12 protein-coding genes are annotated in these 18,258 nt (G+C 71.8%); 11 read left to right on the top strand and 1 reads right to left on the bottom strand.

Annotated features, from left to right (window positions below):
- Positions 1-4: 4 nt before the first annotated feature.
- The 5 genes from mreD to ABZT74_RS08800 all read left to right on the top strand — a co-directional run bounded on the left by mreD (position 5) and on the right by ABZT74_RS08800 (position 8,051).
- On the top strand, positions 5-676 hold the full coding sequence (gene mreD / locus ABZT74_RS08820; RefSeq protein WP_355863436.1) for a rod shape-determining protein MreD: 672 nt from the start codon (positions 5-7) through the stop codon (positions 674-676).
- Positions 677-816: 140 nt separating this feature from the next.
- A complete protein-coding gene (gene mrdA, locus ABZT74_RS08815; RefSeq protein WP_356172865.1) occupies positions 817-3,081 on the top strand; it encodes a penicillin-binding protein 2 in 2,265 nt (754 codons plus the stop codon).
- Between the two features lie 34 nt (positions 3,082-3,115).
- A complete protein-coding gene (gene rodA, locus ABZT74_RS08810; RefSeq protein ID WP_355863440.1) occupies positions 3,116-4,312 on the top strand; it encodes a rod shape-determining protein RodA in 1,197 nt (398 codons plus the stop codon).
- Between the two features lie 121 nt (positions 4,313-4,433).
- Positions 4,434-5,990: a CYTH and CHAD domain-containing protein gene (locus ABZT74_RS08805; RefSeq protein ID WP_356433833.1), complete on the top strand. Its 1,557-nt coding sequence runs from the start codon at positions 4,434-4,436 to the stop codon at positions 5,988-5,990.
- 96 nt (positions 5,991-6,086) lie between these two features.
- Positions 6,087-8,051 carry a TIGR03960 family B12-binding radical SAM protein gene (locus ABZT74_RS08800; protein ID WP_355863444.1) on the top strand — a complete coding sequence of 655 codons (1,965 nt, stop codon included), beginning with the start codon at positions 6,087-6,089 and terminating at the stop codon, positions 8,049-8,051.
- A gap of 78 nt (positions 8,052-8,129) precedes the next feature.
- On the opposite strand, the gene ABZT74_RS08795 is transcribed toward ABZT74_RS08800, so the two are convergent.
- Entirely contained in the window at positions 8,130-8,819 is a 690-nt protein-coding gene (locus ABZT74_RS08795; protein WP_356433832.1) for a DUF899 family protein, read from the bottom strand.
- Positions 8,820-8,959: 140 nt separating this feature from the next.
- Between ABZT74_RS08795 and ABZT74_RS08790 the strand changes: the two genes are divergently transcribed.
- The 6 genes from ABZT74_RS08790 (at position 8,960) to obgE (ending at position 17,999) form a co-directional block, all read left to right on the top strand.
- The gene (locus ABZT74_RS08790; protein ID WP_356433831.1) at positions 8,960-10,210 is read left to right on the top strand and encodes a hypothetical protein; all 1,251 of its coding nucleotides are present in this window, start codon (positions 8,960-8,962) and stop codon (positions 10,208-10,210) included.
- Positions 10,211-10,258: 48 nt separating this feature from the next.
- On the top strand, positions 10,259-11,047 hold the full coding sequence (locus ABZT74_RS08785) for a TIGR03936 family radical SAM-associated protein (protein WP_355863450.1): 789 nt from the start codon (positions 10,259-10,261) through the stop codon (positions 11,045-11,047).
- 260 nt (positions 11,048-11,307) lie between these two features.
- Complete coding sequence (locus ABZT74_RS08780) at positions 11,308-15,258, top strand: Rne/Rng family ribonuclease (protein ID WP_356433830.1); 3,951 nt, start codon at positions 11,308-11,310, stop codon at positions 15,256-15,258.
- A gap of 524 nt (positions 15,259-15,782) precedes the next feature.
- Positions 15,783-16,103 carry a 50S ribosomal protein L21 gene (gene rplU / locus ABZT74_RS08775; RefSeq protein WP_081221565.1) on the top strand — a complete coding sequence of 107 codons (321 nt, stop codon included), beginning with the start codon at positions 15,783-15,785 and terminating at the stop codon, positions 16,101-16,103.
- A 16-nt stretch (positions 16,104-16,119) separates the two neighbouring features.
- Positions 16,120-16,374, top strand: a complete 255-nt coding sequence (rpmA, locus tag ABZT74_RS08770) for a 50S ribosomal protein L27 (RefSeq protein WP_037618784.1) — start codon at positions 16,120-16,122, stop codon at positions 16,372-16,374.
- 188 nt (positions 16,375-16,562) lie between these two features.
- On the top strand, positions 16,563-17,999 hold the full coding sequence (obgE, locus tag ABZT74_RS08765; RefSeq protein WP_356434067.1) for a GTPase ObgE: 1,437 nt from the start codon (positions 16,563-16,565) through the stop codon (positions 17,997-17,999).
- Positions 18,000-18,258: the final 259 nt, after the last annotated feature.

Below are 18,258 nucleotides of genomic sequence, written 5' to 3'. Positions count from 1 at the left end.
TCCCATGCGTTTCAACAGGATGCTGCTCTCCGTCACCCTGGTGGTCGTCGCCCTGGTGATCCAGGTGAGCGTTCTTGCCCGTCTCCATCTCCCGGGCGCCGTCCCGGACCTGGTGCTCCTGACCGTGATCGCCCTCGCCATGGTCTACGGCCATGTCGGCGGCGCGCTCATCGGCTTCGGCGCGGGTCTGCTCTCCGACGTCGTCCCGCCCGCCGACCACGCCGCCGGGCGCTACGCCCTGGTCCTGTGCGTCATCGGCTACTGCGTCGGCCTGGTCAAGCCGGAGAACGGCCGGCTCAAGTCGGCCACCGGCCCGATGGCCGTGGTCGTCGTCGCCGCGATCGGCTCCACCCTTCTCTACGCGGGAGTCGGCGCCCTCGTCGGCGACACCGCCGCCCGCCACGTCGGGCTCACCAGCCTGCTGTTCACCGCCGCCCTCTACGACCTGCTGCTCGCGCCGTTCGTCGTCCCCGTGGTCATGGCACTCGCCCGGCGCGCCGAGAACGACCCGCTCGCCGAGGCCGGCTCGGCCGCCAAGGGCACGGACGTGTCGACGGGCTGGCTGTCCTCCGGCACCGGACTGCGCATCGGCAGCCAGCGCAGCGGACTGCGCGTGAAGGCGGCCAAGGCGCGGGTCGCCCGCGCGGGACGTATCAAGGGGGTGAAGCGCCTGTGAGGACACCGGGGAGATCCATCCGGCCGTCGTCCCAAGCGCCGCACGGATCACGGAACTTGGCCGACCGCGGGCTCGCCGCGCACAGGTTCGCCGTGTACTCGTATGTCACGTACACACACTGAGAGGGGGAGGCACAAGCAGTGACCAACATCCCGGAGACCGGCCGGACCCCACGGGTCCAGATCCGGCTCGTCGTCATCCAGATTCTCGTACTCTCCCTCCTCGGCACCCTGGGCGGCCGCCTCTGGTACCTCCAGATCCGCAACGGCGACGAATACGCCAAGGAAGCCTCCGGCAACCACGTCCAGCAGGTCGTCCAGCCCGCCGTGCGCGGCTCGATCCTCGACGCGCGGGGCGTGCCGATCGCCGACAACGAGACCCGGCTCGTGGTCTCCGCCTCGCGCACCGACCTGCTGAAGATGCGGGACGACGGCCAGGCCGTCCTCACCAAGCTCGCCGGGGTCCTGGGCCTGAAGCCCAAGGAGGTCATGGAGAAGGTCCGGCTCTGCGACGCCAAGACGCCGCAGCCCTGCTGGAACGGCTCGCCCTACCAGCCCATCCCCATCACCGACGAGGCCACCCCCAAGCAGGCCCTCCAGATCCGCGAGCGCTCCGAGGACTTCCCCGGCATCAGCGCCGAACCCGAGGCCGTCCGCCGCTACGCCGCCCCCGGACAGGCCAACACCGCCCAGGTGCTCGGCTACCTCTCGCCCGTCACCGACGACGAGATCACCAAGGCCAAGGACACCGACTCCCCGTACCTGCGCTCCGACCAGGTCGGACGCTCGGGCCTGGAGCGCGAGTACGACAAGGAACTGCGCGGCAAGGCCGGCGTCACCCGCTACGAGGTCGACAACCTCGGCCGCGTCATCGGCCAGGCCAAGAGCGACAAGGCCGAGCCCGGCGAGAACCTCGTCACCAGCATCGACTCCCGGGTCCAGCGGGTCGCGGAGTACGAGCTGAACGACGCCATGAAGGTCGCCCGTACGCAGTTCGACAAGATCACCGGCGAGAACTACAAGGCCGACTCCGGTGCCGTCGTGGTGATGGAGGCCAAGACCGGCCGCGTCGTCGCCATGGCGTCCAACCCGTCGTACGACCCGAACGCCTGGGTCGGCGGCATCTCGGGCAAGGACTACACCGCCCTCACCGGCAAGAAGTCCAACTACCCCCTGCTGAACCGGGCCATCCAGGGCCAGTCCGCGCCCGGCTCGACGTTCAAGGTGATCTCCACGGCCGCCGCCGTCGAGGCCGGATACGCCTTCGACGGCCACTACCCGTGCACGAGTTCGTACTCCGTCGGCAGCCAGGTCTTCAAGAACTTCGAGGGGGAGAGCTTCGGTCCCATCTCCCTGGGCCGGGCGCTCGAGGTCTCCTGCGACACCGTCTTCTACGGTCTCTCCGACAACGAGTGGAAGCGGGACGGGGGCATCAGCCCGAAGAAGACCCCCAAGGACTACTTCTACAAGGCAGCCCACCAGTTCGGACTCGGCAAGGAGACCGGCATCGACCTCCCCAACGAGGTCACCGGCCGCGTCCCCGACCGCAAGTGGAAGGCCGACTACTGGAAGGCCAACAAGGCCGTCTGGTGCAAGACCGGCAAGAAGGGCGGCACGTACGTCCAGCAGATCGCGTACGAGAACTGCCTCGAAGGCAACCGGATGCGCGAGGGCGACTCGATCAACTACTCCATCGGTCAGGGTGACACCCTCGTCACCCCGATCCAGGAGGCGGCCATCTACTCCGCCGTCTCCAACGGCGGCACCCTGTACGCCCCGACCATCGGCAAGGCCCTCGTCAGCCCCGATGGCAAGACGGTCCAGGAGATCAAGCCGAAGAAGAACGGCAAACTGCCGGTCGACCAGGCGACGCTGAGGGGGATAAACGATGCCTTCGCGGGCGTCGTCACCCGCGGTACCGCCGCCTGGAAGTTCGGCGGCTGGCCCCAGGACAAGATCCCGCTGCACGCCAAGACCGGTACCGCAGAGGTCTACGGCAAGCAGACGACGTCCTGGCTCGCCACGTACTCCAAGGACTACACGATCATCATGACGATCTCCCAGGCCGGTACGGGCTCGGGAGCGTCCGGTGAGGCCGTGCGCAAGATCTACAACGCCCTCTACGGTGTCTCCGCCGACGGCGACATCGACAAGAAGAAGGCCCTGCTGCCCACCCCGCAGAAGAGCCTGCCGAAGATCGAGCACGACGGCTCCATCGACTCCCCGGACGTCTCCAAGGACCCGGTCAAGGACCTGAAGGCCAACGACGCCCTCCGGGACGGGACCACGGACCCCGGCCAGGACCTGCCCGCGGGCACCACGCCCTCGCCGACCGCCGCCAACCGGGACACCCGCAGGCGCACGGCCCGCCGGGGGAAGCCGCGGGGGAAGAGGGTCCTGACATGACGACCGCGCCGACCAACGGCTTGAGGATCCTCACATGACCGGAGCCAACAACTTCTCCGTCTCCGGGTACGGACCCGAGCGCGCGGGCTGGACGCGGCTGTTCGCCCGCGACTCGCTCGCCCGCCGGCTCGACTGGCCGATACTGCTCTCGGCCGTCGCGCTCTCCCTGATCGGCGCGGCCCTCGTCTACTCGGCGACCCGCAACCGCACCGAGATCAACCAGGGCGACCCGTACTTCTTCCTCCTCCGCCACCTGATGAACACGGGCATCGGCATCGGCCTGATGATCGGCACGATCTGGCTCGGCCACCGCACCCTGCGCACGGCCGTGCCGATCCTGTACGGCCTCTCGGTCTTCATGATCCTGCTGGTGCTGACCCCGCTCGGCGCGACCATCAACGGCCAGCGCAACTGGCTCGTCGCGGGCGGTCTGTCGCTCCAGCCCGCCGAGTTCATCAAGATCACGATCATCCTGGGCATGGCGATGCTGCTGGCCACCCGCGTCGACGCGGGCGACAAGCAGTACCCCGACCACCGCACGGTGCTCCAGGCACTGGGCCTCGCGGCCGTCCCGATGATGATCGTGCTGCTCATGCCCGACCTCGGCACCATCATGGTCGCCGTCATCATCGTGCTCGGCGTGCTGCTCTCCTCCGGTGCCTCCAACCGCTGGGTGTTCGGCCTGATCGGCGCGGGTGCCCTCGGCGCCATCGCCGTCTGGCAGCTCAAGATCCTCGACGAGTACCAGATCAACCGCTTCGCCGCCTTCGCCAACCCCGACCTCGACCCGGCCGGCGTCGGCTACAACACCAACCAGGCCCGCATCGCCATCGGTTCGGGCGGCCTCTTCGGCACCGGCCTCGGCCAGGGCTCGCAGACGACCGGCCAGTTCGTGCCCGAGCAGCAGACCGACTTCGTCTTCACCGTCGCCGGTGAGGAACTCGGCTTCGTCGGCGCGGGCCTGATCCTGGTGCTCCTCGGCGTGGTCCTGTGGCGCGCCTGCCGCATCGCCCGCGAGACGACCGAGCTGTACGGCACGATCGTCGCCGCCGGCATCATCGCCTGGTTCGCCTTCCAGGCCTTCGAGAACATCGGTATGACGCTCGGCATCATGCCGGTCGCCGGTCTCCCCCTGCCGTTCGTCTCCTACGGCGGGTCCTCCATGTTCGCCGTCTGGGTCGCGGTGGGGCTGTTGCAGTCGATCAGGGTGCAACGGCCGATGTCGGCCTAGGTGCTCCGGGCGGCCGGGGCGGTGACCCCGGCCGCCCGCCGCACCGGCCGGGAGCGCAAGCCGGCCAGGAGAGGCTGATCGGGTACTGCCCAGGGCTCCGAATCACGTCTAGATTCGGTTCATGGCGGACACGAAACGCGAGATCGAGCGCAAGTACGAGGGTCCCGCAACCGAGAACGGCGCCGACGGCCTCCCGGACCTCAGCGGCGTCCCGGGAGTCGCGGCCGTCGTCGACAAGGGCCTCGCCGAACTCGACGCCACCTACTACGACACCCCCGACCAGCGCCTCGCCGCCGCCTCCCTCACCCTGCGCCGCCGCACCGGCGGCGCGGACGCCGGCTGGCACCTCAAACTCCCCGTCTCCGAGGGCGTCCGCGACGAGATCCGCGCGCCCCTCTCCGACACCGTGCCCCGCGTCCTGTCCGGCCTCGTCCGCTCCCGCGTGCGCGACACCGAACTCGTCCCCCTCGTACGGCTGTTGTCCGCCCGCGACGTCCGCCATCTCGTCGACGGCTCCGGCGCGCTGCTCGCCGAGGTCAGCCTCGACCGGGTCCGCGCGGAGCGGCTCGACGGGGGCGGGGGCACCGCCGCCTGGACCGAGATCGAGGTGGAACTGGCCGACGACGGCGACCCCGCCTTCCTCGACAAGGTCGAGAAGAAGCTCCGCAAGGCCGGCCTCCACCGCTCCGCCGCACCCTCCAAACTCGCCAAGGCCCTGGCCGAGACGGGCAGACGGGCCGGCAAGCGGTCAGGCAAGCGGGCAGCGGAGGGCGGGCGCGCGGCGACGCCGGCCCCCGCGACGGACCCCGTCACCGCGGGCGACCACGTCCTCGCGCACCTGCGCGCCCAGCGCGACGCCATCATCGAACTCGACCCCGCCGTCCGCCGCGACGTCCACGACTCCGTGCACAGCATGCGGGTCGCCACCCGCCGCATGCGCGGCACCTTCGGCTCGTACGCCAAGGTCCTCGACCCCGCCGTCACCGGACCCATCGGCGACGAGCTGAAATGGCTGGCCGGCGAACTCGGCGTCGACCGCGACCGAGAGGTCCTCACCGAGCGCCTCACCCAGGCCCTCGCCGAACTGCCCCGCACCCTGGTCGGCGGGCCCGTCCGCACCCGGCTGCGCACCTGGGCGCACGCCCGCCACGGTGGCTCCAGGCGTCGCCTGCTCGCCGTCCTCGACGGCAAGCGGTACCTGGCGCTGCTGACGGCCCTCGACGCCCTCGTGACCGACCCGCCGCTGCTCGACGCCGCCGCCGGGGACCCCGAAAAGGTGATCGCCAAGGCAGTCCGCAAGGACTTCGCGAGGGTCTCCGAACTCGTCGCGCAGGCGATCGACGGGCAGCCCGGCACCGACCGTGACCTCGCCGTGCACGAGGCCCGCAAGAAGGCCAAGCGCGCCCGCTACGCCGCCGAGGCCGCCGTCCCCGCACTGGGCGCGCCGGCCACCCGTCTCGCCAGGGCGATGAAGTCCCTCCAGAGCCTCCTCGGCGACCACCAGGACAGCGTGATGACCCGTGAGGCACTGCGGGAACTGGCGGCCCTGGCCCACGCGGCGGGGGAGAGCTCCTTCACCTACGGCGTGCTGTACGGGCGCGAGGAGCAGCGCGCGGCGGCGGTCGAGGCGGGCCTGCCGGAGGCCTGGAGGGCGACGCTGGAGCAGACGTCCGTCTGACGTCCACCGTCCGCCGACGGACGACCGTGGGCGAAGGGGCTTCCCGTCCGCGTTACGCTGGATGGTCACCCCTGTCGGCTCACGAAGGTTCGCGAGATGTCTGCCGAAACCGCTGTGTCGGTCTTCCCACAGCTCGAAGCCCTGCTCCCGCATGTGCAGAAGCCCATTCAGTACGTCGGCGGAGAACTCAACTCCACGGTGAAGCCGTGGGAGGAGTGCGACGTCCGCTGGGCGCTCATGTACCCCGACGCATACGAGGTCGGCCTGCCCAACCAGGGCGTCATGATCCTCTACGAAGTGCTGAACGAGCGCGAGGGCGTCCTCGCCGAGCGCACCTACAGCGTCTGGCCCGACCTGGAGGAGCTGATGCGCGAGCACCGGGTCCCCCAGTTCACCGTGGACAGCCACCGCCCGGTGAAGGCCTTCGACGTGTTCGGCCTGTCCTTCTCCACGGAGCTGGGCTACACGAACATGCTGACCGCCCTCGACCTGGCCGGCATCCCGCTGGAGTCGAAGGACCGCACCCTCGACGACCCGATCGTGCTGGCCGGCGGTCACGCCGCGTTCAACCCCGAGCCGATCGCCGACTTCATCGACGCGGCGGTCATCGGCGACGGCGAGCAGGCCGTGCTCGACATGACGGAGATCATCCGGACCTGGAAGGCGGAGGGCCGCCCCGGCGGGCGCGAGGAGGTCCTCTTCCGCCTGGCGAAGACCGGCAACGTCTACATCCCGGCCTTCTACGACGTCGAGTACCTCGCCGACGGCCGCATCGCGCGCGTCGTGCCCAACAAGTCGGGCGTGCCGTGGCGGGTTTCCAAGCACACCGTCATGGACCTCGACGAGTGGCCGTACCCGAAGCAGCCCCTGGTGCCGCTCGCCGAGACCGTCCACGAGCGCATGTCGGTGGAGATCTTCCGCGGCTGCACGCGCGGCTGCCGGTTCTGCCAGGCGGGCATGATCACCCGTCCGGTGCGCGAGCGGTCCATCACCGGCATCGGCGAGATGGTGGAGAAGGGCCTGAAGGCGACCGGCTTCGAGGAGGTCGGCCTGCTCTCCCTGTCCTCCGCCGACCACACGGAGATCGCCGACATCGCCAAGGGCCTCGCGGACCGGTACGAGGAGGACAAGGTCGGTCTGTCGCTGCCCTCCACCCGCGTGGACGCCTTCAACGTCGACCTGGCGAACGAGCTGACCCGCAACGGCCGACGCTCGGGCCTGACGTTCGCGCCCGAGGGCGGCTCCGAGCGCATGCGCAAGGTCATCAACAAGATGGTCTCGGAGGAGGACCTCATCCGGACCGTCTCCACCGCCTACGGCAACGGCTGGCGCCAGGTGAAGCTGTACTTCATGTGCGGCCTGCCGACCGAGACGGACGAGGACGTCCTGCAGATCGCCGACATGGCGATGAAGGTGATCGCCGAGGGCCGCAAGGTCTCCGGCCAGAACGACATCCGCTGCACGGTCTCGATCGGCGGCTTCGTGCCCAAGCCCCACACCCCCTTCCAGTGGGCGCCGCAGCTCTCCGCCGAGGACACGGACGCCCGCCTCACGAAGCTCCGGGACAAGATCCGCGGCGACAAGAAGTACGGCCGCTCGATCGGCTTCCGCTACCACGACGGCAAGCCCGGCATCATCGAGGGACTGCTGTCCCGCGGCGACCGCCGCATCGGCTCCGTCATCCGCGCCGTCTACGAGGACGGCGGCCGCTTCGACGGCTGGCGCGAGCACTTCTCGTACGAGCGCTGGATGCGCTGCGCCGACAAGACGCTCCCCGACTTCGGCGTGGACCTCGACTGGTACACGACCCGCGAGCGCTCCTACGAGGAGGTCCTGCCCTGGGACCACCTGGACTCCGGTCTCGACAAGGACTGGCTCTGGGAGGACTGGCAGGACTCCCTCGACGAGACCGAGGTCGAGGACTGCCGCTGGACCCCTTGCTTCGACTGCGGGGTGTGTCCTCAGCTGGACACGAGCATCCAGATCGGCCCGACCGGCAAGAAGCTGCTGCCGCTGACGGTCAAGAACGCCGCTCCTGCGGCGGGCGGTCACGCGCACTGAGCGCCGGCTGACCGCGGAACCGAACGAGGCGCCCCCTTCCCGACGGGAGGGGGGCGCCTCGTCGTGCGCGGGCCTGGGTCAGGCGTGGCCCGTCCCCGGGCCGTAGGCCGCCGCGATGTCCTTCGACGCGGCCCAGCGGCTGTAGGTGGGGGACTGGGGCCAGCCGTCGGGGGAGTCCTGCCATTCCTCCTGGCGTCCGTACGGCAGGAGGTCGATGAGCGCGAAGGTGTGGCTCAGCTGCTCGGTGCCGCGGCCGTCGGTGTGCCAGGTGCGGTGGACGGTGTCGCCGTCGCGCAGGAACACGTTGACCGCGTAGCCGCCGCCGGGCGGGGCACCGACGTCCGCGCCGAACGTGCTGTTCGCCGTCGAGTACCACGTCATCCGGTTGCCGACCCGCTCCTTGTAGGCGAGCGCCTCCTCGATGGGGCCCTGGGTGACGACGACGAAGCGGGCGTCGTACTGGTCGAGGAACTCCAGTCGGGTGTACTGCGAGGTGAACCCCGTACAGCCCGGGCACTGCCATTCCTGGCCGGCGGACCACATGTGGTTGTAGACGATCAGCTGCCGCTTGCCCTCGAAGACGTCCGCGAGCCGGACGGGTCCGTCCGCGCCCTCCAGCGTGTACGCGGGCATCTCGACCATCGGCAGCCGGCGGCGCTCGGCGGCGACGGCGTCGAGCTCCCGCGTCGCGGCCTTCTCCCGCGCTCGCAGCGACTCCAGCCGGTTCTCCCAGGTCGCCGTGTCGACGACGGGTGGTAGTGCGCTCATGGTCCCCTCACAGAGCTCGTACGCGACGTTCCCTTGCGCAGACTCAGACTCCGCGAGCGACGGGAACTCATCGGCCGCCGCACGCGCGCCGAGTGCCCGTGCGGCGCATCCATCGGGGTGGTCGCTGCGTCTAGGCAGGTATGGATCTGGAAAAACCGCCCGCCACGTCGCCCGGGCCGCCCGGGCCGCCCGGGGTGGCGGCCGAGGGCTGTCTCGCCGTCGCGATCCGCGTTCCCGTCCGGATCGTGGTGCTCGTGCTGGTCGTGCCGGTGCGCATGCTGTGGGACGTGTGCGTCGTCGGGGGAAGGCTTCTCCGGGACACCGTGCTGCGCCCGCTGGGGCGGGTCGTCGGCTGGGTGGCGCGGGCCCTGTTCGTCTGGCCGTGGGTGGCCCTGTGGCGGTACGCCGTCCTGCCCGTCGGCACCGCGCTGGCCTGGCTGGGACGGGTGCTGCTCGTCGTGCCGGCGGTGTGGCTGTACCGCGCCGTCCTGACCCCGCTCGGCCACGCGCTCGTCTGGTTCGCCGGCCGGGTCGGGGCGGTGCTCGCCTGGTTCGCCGGCGGGGTCGCGGCGGTGCTCGCCTGGTTCGCCGGCGGGATCGCAGTGGTGCTGGGCTGGATGTACGCACGGCTGCTCACGCCCGTCGGGCACGCGGTCGCCGCGCTGCTGAGGGGCATCGGGCTGGTCCTGGCCACTGTCGGCGGCGGACTCTGGACGGCTGTCACCTGGCTGGCGCGTCACCTGGTGGTCGTGCCGGCCAGATGGCTCCACACATGGGTCCTCACGCCCGTGGCCAGGGCGGTCGCCCTGCTGCTCACCGGGCTCGTATGGGTCGTCCGGATGATCCTGCTCGGCATCGGCGCCGTCTTCTACTGGACGGGACGCCTTCTGCTGGTGCTGCCCGCGCTCGCGCTGTGGCGCTGGGTGCTCGTCCCGGCCGGCCGCGTCCTCGCCGTCGTCGGACGGGAGGTCGGCGAGGCCCTCGGACACGCGTGGCGGGTCGCCGGACACATCTCGCTCGCCGTCGGACGGTTCCTCGGACGGCTCCTGCGCTGGACCCTCGTGGATCCGGCACGCTGGGCCTACCGGACGGTGCTGACGCCGGTCGGGCACACCGTCCGCGACCTGGTGCTCAAGCCCGCCGCCGAGGCGGCGCGCAGCGCGGGGCGGACGGCGCGCCAGGCGCTGGCCGCCGCCCGCGACTTCCGCCGTCTGCTCTTCGGCACACCCCGGGAGCCGCAGCTCGTCGCGGCGCCGGAATCACGGCCCGCAGCACCCCCCGAACCATGGGCCGGCATCCCCCGGGAGACGGAGCCGCCCGGTCCGCGGGAACCAGTCGCGGGCGGGACACGTACTCTAGGTAGCAGTACGACCGCACTCACGAAGGACTGAACGACACTGGGCAAGCGACAGCCCGAAGGCCCGCCTCCCGCTCCGGCGGTGCAGCGCGTCCGACTGCGCTACACCAAGCGCGGCCGCCTCCGGTTCACCAGCCACCGTGATTTCCAGCGCGCCTTCGAGCGCGCCCTGCGCCGTGCCGCCGTACCCATGGCGTACTCGGCAGGGTTCACGCCGCACCCCAAGGTGTCGTACGCCAATGCCGCACCCACCGGCACGGGCAGTGAGGCGGAGTACCTCGAGATCGCGCTCACCGAGGCGCGCGACCCGGAGAAGCTGCGTGAGCTCCTCGACGAGTCGATGCCCTCGGGCCTCGACATCATCGAGGCGGTGGAGGCCCGCACCTCGGGTCTCGCCGACCGGCTCACCGCTTCCGTGTGGGAGCTGCGGCTCGACGGCGTGGAACCGGCCGAGGCGGAGCGCGCGGTGGCGGCGTTCACGGCGGCCGAGACCGTCGAGGTCAGCCGCAAGACCAAGAATGGCGTACGGACGTTCGATGCCCGGAGCGCCGTGGCGGGTCTTGAGACGGTCCCCGGGACGCACGGTCCCCAGGCTGATAGGCCGAGCGACCAGCCCTGTGCGATACTGCGGCTGGTTGTTCGGCACGTGACGCCTGCCGTTCGACCCGACGACGTCCTGTCCGGTCTTCGCGCCGTGGCCGACCTGGCGCCGCCGGTCGCCGCTGCGGTGACCAGGCTGGCGCAGGGGCTGTTCGATGAAGAGACCGGCACGGTGACCGACCCGCTCGCGCCCGACCGCGAGGCAGTCGCAGCCGCCCCAGCCGATCGCACAGGGGCCGCCGAAACTGCCGCCGCGAAGGCGTCGGCGTAAGGAAGTCCGCGTAAGGACGCACGTCGTAGCGCAGCCCTCGTATCCGGGAGCCACCTGGGTCGGGCAGCGCACCCCACCAGAAGACTTTCGCCAGGCCGTACGCACACATGGCGTACGGAACCGGCGAGACAGGACACAGAGAGCTCCCGTGCGGCGCCCGCGCCCCGGACGGCGGCACCGCGCATCGCGCGAGCCGCGGACGTCACCGGCACTGCCGGACCAGGCGCGGCGCCCGGGAGCCTGACGGGAGATCCACCCGCATGCTCGAGCCGACCGAAGCCGCCGAGCCCTCCACGGGCGCCGACGACAACAACAACAGCCCCAGCGACACCCTGCCGCCGCGGCGCCGCCGCCGTGCGGCGTCGCGCCCCGCCGGTCCTCCGACCGCCGCCTCCGAGGCCGCGGCCGAGACCACCGCGCCGGCCATACCGGCCGTAGCGTCCGCCGAATCCGTCGCGGACGAATCCCTCCCCGCCGCCACGGACCCCGTGGACGCCGAGGCCGAGGAGACGGACGAGGCGGCCCAGGCCCCCGCGGCCGACACCGAGGACGCCGCACCGCGCCGTACGCGCCGCCGCGCCACCCGCCGTGTCTCGGCCCCCGCCGGTGTACCGGTGGCCGACGAGGCCGCCGAGACCGTGGTGCCCGCCCCCGCGGCCGTCGCCGACCCCGCCGCCCAGGCGGCCGAGGAGACCCCGGCCCCCGTCGAGGAGCCCGCTCCCCGTACGCGCCGCCGCGCCACCCGCCGGGTCGCCGCGCCCGCCGCTGCCGAGGCCGCCGAGACGGTGACGGCACCCGCCGAGCCCGTCGCCGCCCCCGTGGAGGCCGAGGCGCCCGCCGAAACGGTGGAGGCGGAGGAGGACGCGACTCCGCGCCGCGCCACCCGTCGTCGTGCCACCCGGCGCGTCTCCGCCCCGGCCGGCGCGCCCGAGGGCGACGCCGCCGACGAGCGTGTGGAGGCGCCCGTGACCAGCGAGAGCAAGCCCGCGGAGTCCGAGCGTCCCGAGGCCGTCCAGGCGGACGCCGCGGCTGCCGAGGACGGTGCCCCGCGCCGTGGCCGCCGTCGCGCCACCCGCAAGGCCGCGGGCGGCTTCTCGGCGCCCGCGCCGAAGGAGACCGACGACTCATCGCGTCGTCCCGGCCGTCCCGCCGTCGCCGTCTTCCAGGCGCCGGTGTTCACCGAGCCGATGTTCCAGACGCCGGAGCGCGCCGCAGCGGCCGCCGCCGCCGAGGCGGCGGGAGCGAGCACCGAGGCCCCCGAGCCCGTCGAGGCACCCGAGCCGGCCGAGGCGGTCGAGGAGCCCACCGGCGGCCGCCGGAACCGTCGCCGTCGCCGGGCCGTCGAGGACGAGCCGGTGACCGTGGCCGCCGAGGAGCCGCAGGACGTCCAGGAGCAGCCGGAGGAGTCCCCCGAGGACGCCGAGGACACCGCCGAGGGTGAGGACGGCGAGGAGGAGTCCGCGGGCTCCCGCCGCCGTCGTCGTCGTGGCGGCCGTCGTCGCCGTCGTGGCGAGTCCGCCGACTCGGAGCACGAGTCCGGCGACGCCGCCTACGCCGAAGAGGACGACGCCGCCGAACAGGCCGCGCAGGACGCCGAGGACACGGCCGAGCAGGTCGAGGAGGACGCCGAGGAGTCCGACGACGACGAGCGCGGGGAGTCGGGCGGTTCCAGCAGCAGCCGTCGGCGCCGTCGCCGTCGCCGTCGCGCCGGTGACTCCGGTGGCGACAGCGAGCCGGGCGACAACGACCCCGAGCGCACGGTCGTCAAGGTCCGTGAGCCCCGAAGCAAGAAGGACGAGCGGGCCGACGCCGTGGACGAGGTCCAGTCCATCAAGGGCTCGACCCGTCTGGAGGCGAAGAAGCAGCGCCGCCGCGAGGGCCGCGAGCAGGGCCGCCGCCGCGTCCCGATCATCACCGAGGCCGAGTTCCTGGCCCGCCGTGAGGCCGTCGAGCGGGTGATGGTCGTCCGCCAGAGCGGTGAGCGCACCCAGATCGGCGTCCTCGAGGACAACGTGCTCGTCGAGCACTACGTCAACAAGGAGCAGTCGACCTCGTACGTCGGCAACGTCTACCTGGGCAAGGTCCAGAACGTGCTGCCGTCGATGGAGGCCGCCTTCATCGACATCGGCAAGGGCCGCAACGCCGTGCTCTACGCCGGTGAGGTCAACTTCGAGGCGCTCGGCATGGCCCACGGGCCGCGCCGCATCGAGTCCGCCCTCAAGTCCGGCCAGTCGGTCCTCGTGCAGGTCACCAAGGACCCGATCGGCCACAAGGGCGCGCGTCTGACCAGCCAGGTCTCCCTCCCGGGCCGCTACCTCGTGTACGTGCCCGAGGGCTCCATGACCGGTATCAGCCGCAAGCTGCCCGACACCGAGCGCGCGCGTCTGAAGACCATCCTCAAGAAGATCGTCCCCGAGGACGCGGGCGTCATCGTGCGCACCGCGGCCGAGGGCGCGAGCGAGGACGAGCTGCGCCGCGACGTCGAGCGTCTGCAGGCGCAGTGGGAGGACATCCAGAAGAAGGCGAAGAGCGGCAACGCCCCGACGCTGCTCTACGGCGAGCCGGACATGACCGTCCGCGTCGTCCGCGACATCTTCAACGAGGACTTCTCCAAGGTCATCGTCAGCGGTGACGAGGCGTGGGACACCATCCACGGCTACGTCGCGCACGTGGCGCCCGACCTGACCGACCGCCTCTCGAAGTGGACCTCCGAGGTCGACGTCTTCGCGACCTACCGGATCGACGAGCAGCTGATGAAGGCGCTCGACCGCAAGGTCTGGCTGCCCAGCGGCGGCTCGCTGGTGATCGACAAGACCGAGGCGATGGTCGTCGTCGACGTCAACACCGGCAAGTTCACCGGCCAGGGCGGCAACCTCGAGGAGACCGTCACCAGGAACAACCTGGAGGCGGCCGAGGAGATCGTGCGCCAGCTGCGGCTGCGCGACCTGGGCGGCATCGTCGTCATCGACTTCATCGACATGGTCCTGGAGTCCAACCGCGACCTGGTCCTGCGCCGCCTGCTGGAATGCCTGGGCCGCGACCGTACGAAGCACCAGGTCGCCGAGGTGACCTCGCTGGGTCTGGTCCAGATGACCCGTAAGCGGGTCGGCCAGGGCCTGCTGGAGTCGTTCTCCGAGACCTGCGTCCACTGCAACGGCCGCGGTGTCATCGTGCACATGGAGCAGCCGACGTCCGTCGGCGGTGGCGGCAAGCGCAAGAAGCGCGGCCGTGGTGGCGCCGAGCAGGTCCACGAGCACGACCACGACACGCACGACACGGCCGAGGAGCCGGAGACGGTCGAGACGGAGGCCGAGGTCGCCGCCGAGGTCGCAGCGCCCATCGCCGTCGAGCCCGACTTCCAGCCGGACGAGGAGCTGTACGGCAGCGCCGCCGAGGCGGAGGCCGCGGCAGGCCGCGGTCGTTCGCGGCGCCGTGCCACCCGGCGCGCGTCGGCTCCGGCCGGTGCGCCGAAGGCCGAGGAGCGCGCTCCGCGGAGCCGCCGTGAGGAGCGGGCCGAGCGGGCAGCCGCCCGGTCCCGCGAGGCCGCGGAGGCCGAGCCGGCCGCCATCGAGGACCCGGTCGTCGAGGCCCCTGCCGCCGAGCAGCCGGTCGCCGAGCCGGTCGTCGAGGCTCCCGTCGAGGCGGCTCCGGCCGCCGTCGTCGAGGAGGACGCCGCCCCCAAGGGCCGTACGCGCCGTCGTGCCACCCGGAAGGTGTCGGCGCCCGCCGGTTCGCCCAAGGAGACCGTGGTGACGGTCACGGAGCCCGCTCCGGCACCGGTCGCCGAGGTCCCCGAGGCGCAGCCCGAGCCGGTGGCCGAGGCCGCCGCCGAGAGCGCCGCCCCGGCCCGTCCGCGCCGCCGTGCCGTTCGCAAGGCCACCGCGCCGACCGCGTCCGAGGAGGCGGCCGTCACGGTCGTCCCGTCGGCCGCGGCCGAACCGGCCGCCGAGCCCGCCGCGACGGAGGCCGCCGAGGCCGACGCCGAGGAACCGGCCGCCAAGAAGACCGCGCGCAAGACGGCGGCCAAGAAGGCGCCCGCGAAGAAGGCCGCCGCCAAGAAGACCGTGGCGGCCAAGAAGACGGCCGCGAAGAAGACCACCACGGCCAAGAAGGCGACCACGAAGAAGACGGCCGCCAAGTCCACGGCGAAGAAGACCGTGGCCGCGGAGCAGACCGGTTCCGCCGTCACGGCCTCGGCCGACGAGGGCTGAACCAGCCCCTGACCTGAGTGTGGTGGCCCCCCGGGGGGGGGGGCCCCCCGGGGGTCGGGCCCCGGGGCGGGGGGCCGCCGCCCCCGGGGGGCTCACCCCCCCCCTCCCGTGGGGGGGCCCCCCCCCGGGGGGCGCCCCCACACTGGGTTCCGGCCCCGGGTACGGGCAGCCGCGTCCCGGGGCGCGGGCCCTGTGCGCCTTCGTACGGGCCGTGGAGTTCGCACCGCGGACGGGCCCGGCCGGCTCACGGTCCGGCGCCTGGAGCTGTCGCCGGACCGCGTCCGGGAGGCCTGCGCCGAGTACGTCGCGACGGTCTCCGGCCGAGCCGGGGCCGGTTTGACCCCGGTGGGGACGGTCTCGTAACCTGGACCGTCGGCGTGTCCATTGACACGCCACATCCCCGTAAACCTCATTCCTCCCGGGACCAGGCGTGTTCGCACACGCTTCGAGCCCTGGTAGAGGCCGCTCGCACCCGCCGGCGGCTGGACTGCGGGGGTTCGGTTCCGAGCGAGAGAGAGATCCGCGTGTACGCCATCGTGCGCAGCGGTGGTCGCCAGCACAAGGTTGCTGTCGGCGACATCGTTGAGGTTGACAAGATTTCCACTGCCAAGGTTGGCGACACGGTCGAGCTCTCGACCCTGCTCGTTGTCGACGGCGAAGCCGTGACGAGCGACCCCTGGGTCCTGGCCGGCATCAAGGTCCAGGCCGAGATCGTGGATCACCACAAGGGCGTCAAGATCGACATCCTTCGCTACAAGAACAAGACCGGCTACCGCCGTCGTCAGGGCCACCGCCAGCAGTACACGGCGATCAAGGTCACTGAGATCCCCGCGGCTGCGAAGTAAGGGTAGGGACTGAGACATGGCACACAAGAAGGGCGCATCGTCCACTCGGAACGGTCGCGACTCCAACGCTCAGCGGCTCGGTGTGAAGCGCTTCGGCGGTCAGACCGTCAACGCCGGTGAGATCCTGGTCCGCCAGCGTGGCACCCACTTCCACCCCGGCGTCAGCGTCGGCCGTGGCAAGGACGACACGCTGTTCGCGCTGGCCGCCGGTGCGGTCGAGTTCGGCACGCACCGTGGCCGCAAGGTCGTGAACATCGTTCCGGTCGCCTGATCCAGTCCCGTCGAGGCTGATCCGTCCCCCGCGGACGGACCCCATGCCTCGGGGCCCAGGCTCCGCAGAACAGAGTTCTTCGCGAGGCGGACCTCACTTCCCCCACGGGAAGAGGGTCCGCCTTTCGCGTGTTACGTAAGAGACATTCCGTACGTACAAGAAGTACCGAAGTGCTGGAGGCACCCCACATGACCACCTTCGTGGACCGCGTCGAGCTGCATGTCGCCGCGGGTAGCGGAGGTCACGGCTGTGCCTCCGTACACCGGGAGAAGTTCAAGCCGCTCGGCGGCCCGGACGGCGGCAACGGCGGCCGTGGCGGTGACGTGATGCTGGTCGTCGACCAGTCCGTCACCACGCTGCTCGACTATCACCACTCGCCGCACCGCAAGGCCACCAGCGGCAAGCCCGGCGAGGGCGGCAACCGCTCCGGCAAGGACGGCCAGGACCTGATCCTGCCGGTGCCGGACGGCACGGTCGTCCTCGACAAGGAGGGCAACGTCCTCGCGGACCTCGTCGGACACGGCACCTCGTTCGTCGCGGCCGAAGGCGGCCGCGGCGGTCTCGGCAACGCGGCCCTGTCCTCGGCCCGCCGCAAGGCGCCCGGCTTCGCGCTGCTCGGTGTGCCCGGCGGCTTCCTGGACATCGTCCTGGAGCTCAAGACCGTCGCCGACGTGGCCCTCGTCGGCTACCCGAGCGCCGGCAAGTCCTCGCTCATCTCCGTCCTGTCGGCCGCCAAGCCGAAGATCGCGGACTACCCCTTCACGACCCTCGTCCCGAACCTGGGCGTCGTGACCGCGGGCGAGACCGTCTACACGATCGCCGACGTCCCCGGCCTCATCCCGGGTGCCAGCCAGGGCAAGGGCCTCGGCCTCGAGTTCCTGCGCCACGTCGAGCGGTGCAGCGTCCTCGTCCACGTCCTGGACACGGCCACCCTGGAGTCCGAGCGCGACCCGGTCTCCGACCTCGACATCATCGAGGAGGAGCTGACGCAGTACGGCGGCCTGGACAAGCGGCCCCGCATGGTCGTCCTCAACAAGATCGACGTGCCGGACGGCAAGGACCTGGCCGAGATGGTGCGCCCCGAGCTGGAGGCCCGCGGCTACCGCGTCTTCGAGGTCTCCGCGGTCGCCCACACGGGCCTGCGGGAGCTGTCCTTCGCCCTCGCCGAGGTGGTCGGCCAGTCGCGTGCCGCCAAGCCCAAGGAGGAGGCGACCCGCGTCGTCATCCGCCCGAAGGCGGTCGACGATGCCGGCTTCACCGTCGCGCAGGAGGAGGACGGTCTCTACCGCGTGCGCGGCGAGAAGCCCGAACGCTGGGTGCGCCAGACCGACTTCAACAACGACGAGGCCGTCGGCTACCTCGCCGACCGGCTGGCACGCCTCGGTGTCGAGGAGAAGCTGATGAAGGCGGGCGCCCGCTCCGGCGACGGCGTCGCGATCGGCCCCGAGGAGAACGCGGTCGTCTTCGACTGGGAGCCGACCGTCATGGCCGGCGCCGAGATGCTGGGCCGACGCGGTGAGGACCACCGCTTCGAGGCTCCGCGTCCCTCCGCCCAGCGCCGCCGGGACAAGCAGGCCGAGCGGGACGAGTCGGAGCAGGAGTACGACGACTTCGAGCCGTTCTAGACGACGGCCGCGAGCCGTCCCCCGGGGACGGCGGGACAGCCGGAGCAGCACCGCGGGCCCGACCTCTCCGGAGGCCGGGCCCGCGCCGCTGCGGCGGCCCGCGTCTCACCGGCGGATCGCGTCACACCGGCGGATCGCGGGTTCGCTCCACCCCCGCCTCCGCCTCCGGTCCGGGGAGGCACACGCAGAGAGGGGGGGGGCGGCGGGGGGGGGGGGGGGGGGCGGCGGGGGGGGGGGCCGGCGGCCGGCCGGGGGCCCC

The sequence above is a fragment of the Streptomyces sp. NPDC005302 genome, from assembly GCF_040607345.1.
GTDB lineage: Bacteria > Actinomycetota > Actinomycetes > Streptomycetales > Streptomycetaceae > Streptomyces.
Note: the sequence above shows the minus strand (reverse complement) of the source record. Positions and strands in the feature narration are given on the sequence as shown.